A 4,702-nucleotide genomic window follows, 5' to 3' on the forward strand; every position below is an offset into this window, starting at 1 on the left:
CCCGCGCCGGGCCGCCATTCACTATTGGCGTCGTATGCCTTGTGCCAGAGGCCAATTCAATGACATACCGAGATACAACCGAGACCTCCGCATGGGTCCGTCTCAATACACTCGGGGCAGCCCGACCAATCCCCACCTTTGTGAGGCCGCCGGAATGACCCTGACCGCCCTGGAAGCGCCGGCTTCTGAGGCCACTCTCGCCCGCGTTTCGCCCAGCGTCGCCCGTCCGATGAGTTGGCATGCGGCGCTGTGGTCGGTGATGTCGGTGCGCTGGGCCGCGGTCGCGCTGCTGCTGTTCCTGGCCGGCTCGGTGGCTCAGCTCAACGGGGCGCCGCGCGCGGTCTGGTGGACGCTGTACCTGGCCTGCTATCTGGCCGGTGGCTGGGGCTCGGCATGGGCCGGAGCGCAGGCGCTGCGCAACAAAGCGCTCGACGTCGACCTGCTGATGATCATCGCCGCGATCGGGGCGGTGGCGATCGGACAGATCTTCGACGGTGCGTTGCTGATAGTGATTTTCGCGACCTCCGGCGCCCTCGACGAGGTCGCGACCAAGCACACCGCGGACTCCGTCAAAGGACTTCTGGACTTGGCCCCCGACCGAGCCGTCGTGCTTGACGGTGACGGGCAAGAACGCGTGATGCCTGCTGCCGAGTTGGTGGTCGGCGACCGCGTTGTGGTCCGGCCCGGCGAGCGAATCCCCGCCGATGCCGCCGTGCTGTCGGGTTCCTCAGAAGTCGACCAGCGTTCCATCACCGGCGAATCGATGCCGGTGGCCAAGGCGGCCGGAGATGACGTGTTCGCGGGCACCGTCAACGGGTCGGGCGCGCTGCATCTCGTCGTCGCCCGCGATCCGTCGCGGAGCGTCGTCGCCCGGATCGTCCAACTGGTGTCCGAGGCGTCGGCCACCAAAGCGAAAACCCAACTCTTCATTGAGCGAATCGAACAGCGTTACTCGCTCGGGGTGGTCGCCGCCACCCTCGCCCTGATCACCATTCCGCTGATGCTGGGCCAGCCGCTGCAACCAGTTCTGTTGCGCGCCATGACATTCATGATCGTGGCCTCGCCGTGCGCGGTGGTGCTGGCCACCATGCCGCCGCTGCTGGCCGCGGTGGCCAATGCGGGCCGGCACGGGGTTCTGGTCAAGAGCGCGGTGGTGGTGGAACACCTCGCCGACGCCAGCATCGTCGCAATGGACAAGACGGGCACGCTGACCTGTGGCACGCCGCGGCTCACCACCGTCGAGGCGCTGCGGCCGGAACTGTTCGATGTGGCCGCGGTCCTCCGATTGGCCGCTGCCGCAGAGCAATCCAGTGAACACCCGTTGGGCCGGGCCGTCGTAGAGGAGGCGCGGCGGCGTGATGTCGCGATTCCCGCCGCCGAGGACTTCCGGGCCGTACCGGGCCGCGGGGTGCGCGCCACCGTGGGCCGCGACTTCGTCGAGGTCTGCAATCCGCACGGCTTCCGCGGGGTGGCCCCGGCCGAATTGGCGCCGGTAGTGGCAGCCGGCGCAACCGCCGCCGTCGTCTTGGTCAACGGGGTGGCCGTCGGAGTGCTCGGGCTCACCGATCGGATCCGTGCCGATGCCGCCGGATCCGTGGCTGCGCTGTCCGCGCTGACGTCGACGCCGTCGGTGCTGTTGACCGGCGACAACGATCGCGCGGCGCGACGGGTCGCCGGCGAGGCCGGGATCGGCGAGGTGCGCGCCGGGTTGCTGCCCGAGCAGAAGGTCGAGGCGGTGCGCGAGCTTGAGGCCGCGGGTCACCGGGTGCTCGTCGTCGGCGATGGCGTCAACGATGCCCCCGCGATGGCCGCGGCATGGACTTCGGTGGCCATGGGTGCCGGCGCCGACCTCACCCTGCAGACCGCCGACGCCGTCACCGTCGGCGACGAACTCCATGCCATCCCGACGCTCGTCGCCCTGGCCCGGCAAGCTCGCCGGGTGGTGATAACCAACCTCGCCATCGCCGGTGCTTGCATCACGGTGCTGGTGTTGTGGGACCTGTTCGGGCAGCTTCCGCTGCCGCTAGGGGTGGCGGGCCATGAGGGGTCCACGCTGCTGGTCGCGCTGAACGGCATGCGCCTGTTGACCGACCGCAGCTGGCGGGGCGCCATGGAAAGGTTTGCTGGGACGCCGCGGACTCGGGAACAACGACCACCCGGCGGGCGTTGAGAGAACTGTGACCACTCAAGACTTAACTGCTGCGCAGTTCAACGACACCGTCAACGGCAACGACATGGTGCTGGTCGACTTCTGGGCATCCTGGTGCGGACCGTGCCGCGCCTTCGCGCCGACGTTCAAGGCCGCCTCGGAAAACCATCCCGACGTGGTGTTTGCCAAGGTCGACACCGAGGCCGAGCAGGAACTGGCCGCGGCCGCCCAGATCCGCTCGATCCCCACCCTGATGGCGTTCAAGAAGGGGAAGCTGCTGTTCAACCAGCCCGGCGCGCTGCCGCCCGCGGCGCTGGAAGACCTGGTCCAGCAACTCAAGGCCTACGAGTTCGACGAGGCCACCGAAGTCTGAGCCGCCGGCGCAGGCGACTTCGCCAGCACCGCAGCAATCTCGGGCCTGCGTTACCGTTCAGAGGTGAGTTTGGTCCTTCTGGAACATCCGCGGCCCGAGATCGCTCTGATCACCCTCAATCGCCCCGAGCGGATGAATTCCATGGCGTTCGACGTCATGGTGCCGCTCAAGGAGACCCTGGAGCAGGTCACCTACGACAACTCGGTGCGTGTGGTGGTCCTCACTGGTGCCGGCCGCGGGTTCTCCTCGGGCGCTGACCACAAGTCCGCGGGAACCGTCCCACACGTCGAGGACCTGACCCGCCCGACTTACGCGCTGCGGTCGATGGAGTTGCTCGACGACATCATCCTGGCGCTGCGGCGGCTGCACCAACCGGTGATCGCAGCCGTCAACGGCGCGGCCATCGGCGGAGGACTGTGCCTGGCGCTGGCCGCCGACATCCGCGTGGCCTCCACCAGCGCTTATTTTCGGGCGGCCGGCATCAACAACGGCCTGACCGCGAGCGAATTGGGGCTGAGCTACCTGCTGCCGAGGGCCATCGGCGCGTCGCGCGCCTTCGAAATCATGCTCACCGGCCGGGACGTCAGCGCCGAGGAGGCGGAGCGGATCGGGCTGGTCTCCTGCCAGGTCCCCGGAGCGCAGTTGCTCGACACCTGCTACGCGATCGCGGCGCGCATCGCGGCGTTCTCCCGGCCGGGAATCGAGTTGACCAAACGCACATTGTGGAGTGGACTGGACGCCGGCAGCCTTGAGGGGCACATGCAGGCCGAGGGCCTGGGACAGCTTTTCGTCCGTCTGCTCACCTCCAACTTCGAAGAAGCGGTTGCTGCGCGCGCGGAGAAGCGCCCGCCGGTTTTCACCGACGACAAGTAAGACAAGCAAGACAAATGACCAGGGAGCGAATGTGATCACGGCTACGGGCCTCGAGGTCCGCGCTGGTGCGCGCATTCTGCTGTCTCCCGATGGTCCGGACCTGCGCGTGCAGCCCGGCGACCGGATCGGACTGGTCGGTCGTAACGGGGCCGGCAAGACGACGACGTTGCGCATCCTGGCGGGGGAGGGCCAACCCTATGCCGGGACGCTCACCCGCAAGGGTGACATCGGTTATCTGCCACAGGACCCCAAAGAGGGCGACCTGGACGTACTGGCGCGCGACCGGGTGCTCTCGGCCCGCGGTCTCGACGTGCTGCTCACCGATTTGGAGAAGCAGCAGGCGCTGATGGCCGAGGTCGCCGACGACGCTGCGCGCGACCGCGCCATCCGTCGTTATGGCCAACTCGAAGAGCAGTTTGTCGCGCTCGGCGGCTACGGCGCGGAAAGCGAGGCGGGCCGCATCTGCGCCAGCCTCGGTTTGCCGGAGCGGGTGCTGACCCAGCAGCTGCGCACCCTCTCGGGCGGCCAGCGCCGCAGGGTGGAGCTAGCGCGGATCCTGTTCGCCGCCTCCGACAGTGGGGCCGGGTCGGCCACCACGCTGCTGCTGGACGAGCCGACCAACCACCTCGACGCGGATTCGGTCGGTTGGCTGCGTGACTTCCTGCGGTCCCACACCGGCGGCCTGGTCATCATCAGTCACAACGTGGATCTGCTCGCCGACGTCGTGAACCGGGTCTGGTTCCTCGACGCCGTGCGCGGCGAAGTCGACGTCTACAACATGACCTGGCAGAAGTATCTCGACGCGCGCGCGACCGACGAGCAGCGTCGCCGCCGGGAACGCGCCAACGCCGAACGCAAGGCGGCGGCGCTGCGCACCCAGGCCGCCAAATTGGGCGCCAAAGCGACCAAAGCCGTTGCGGCACAGAACATGTTGCGCCGTGCCGATCGAATGATGGCCGCCCTGGACGAGGAACGCGTGGCCGACAAGGTGGCCCGGATCAAGTTCCCGACACCCGCACCGTGCGGCCGCACCCCGCTGGTGGCCAAGGGATTGAGCAAGACCTATGGCTCCCTCGAGGTGTTCACCGGCCTCGACCTGGCCATCGACCGTGGTTCGCGGGTGGTCGTGCTGGGGCTCAACGGCGCGGGCAAGACCACCCTGCTGCGGCTGCTGGCCGGGGTTGAGACACCCGACACCGGCGGTCTGGAGCCCGGGCACGGCATGCGGATCGGGTACTTCGCGCAGGAACATGACACTTTGGACAACGACGCCACCGTTTGGCAGAACATCCGCCACGCCGCGCCCG

Annotated in this window: 4 protein-coding genes; all 4 read left to right on the forward strand. The window is 68.2% G+C overall.

Translation table 11 applies throughout. From position 1 onward, the window contains the following. The first annotated feature begins 154 nt into the window (after positions 1-154). A complete protein-coding gene (locus tag A9X01_RS06440) occupies positions 155-2,170 on the forward strand; it encodes a heavy metal translocating P-type ATPase (RefSeq protein ID WP_065119960.1) in 2,016 nt (671 codons plus the stop codon). Between the two features lie 7 nt (positions 2,171-2,177). Further along, complete coding sequence (gene trxA / locus A9X01_RS06445) at positions 2,178-2,522, forward strand: thioredoxin (protein ID WP_065119961.1); 345 nt, start codon at positions 2,178-2,180, stop codon at positions 2,520-2,522. A 36-nt stretch (positions 2,523-2,558) separates the two neighbouring features. After that, entirely contained in the window at positions 2,559-3,395 is an 837-nt protein-coding gene (locus A9X01_RS06450; RefSeq protein ID WP_172832455.1) for an enoyl-CoA hydratase, read from the forward strand. A 31-nt stretch (positions 3,396-3,426) separates the two neighbouring features. Continuing rightward, a partial coding sequence (locus A9X01_RS06455; RefSeq protein WP_065119962.1) for an ABC-F family ATP-binding cassette domain-containing protein occupies positions 3,427-4,702 on the forward strand: 1,276 nt, incomplete at its 3' end.

This window comes from Mycobacterium asiaticum (assembly GCF_001668675.1).
GTDB lineage: Bacteria > Actinomycetota > Actinomycetes > Mycobacteriales > Mycobacteriaceae > Mycobacterium > Mycobacterium asiaticum_D.

Excerpts from the sequence above, each read along its gene's own strand:
- A9X01_RS06440 (WP_065119960.1), top strand. The coding sequence starts at position 155 with ATGACCCTGACCGCCCTGGAAGCGCCGGCTTCTGAGGCCACTCTCGCC.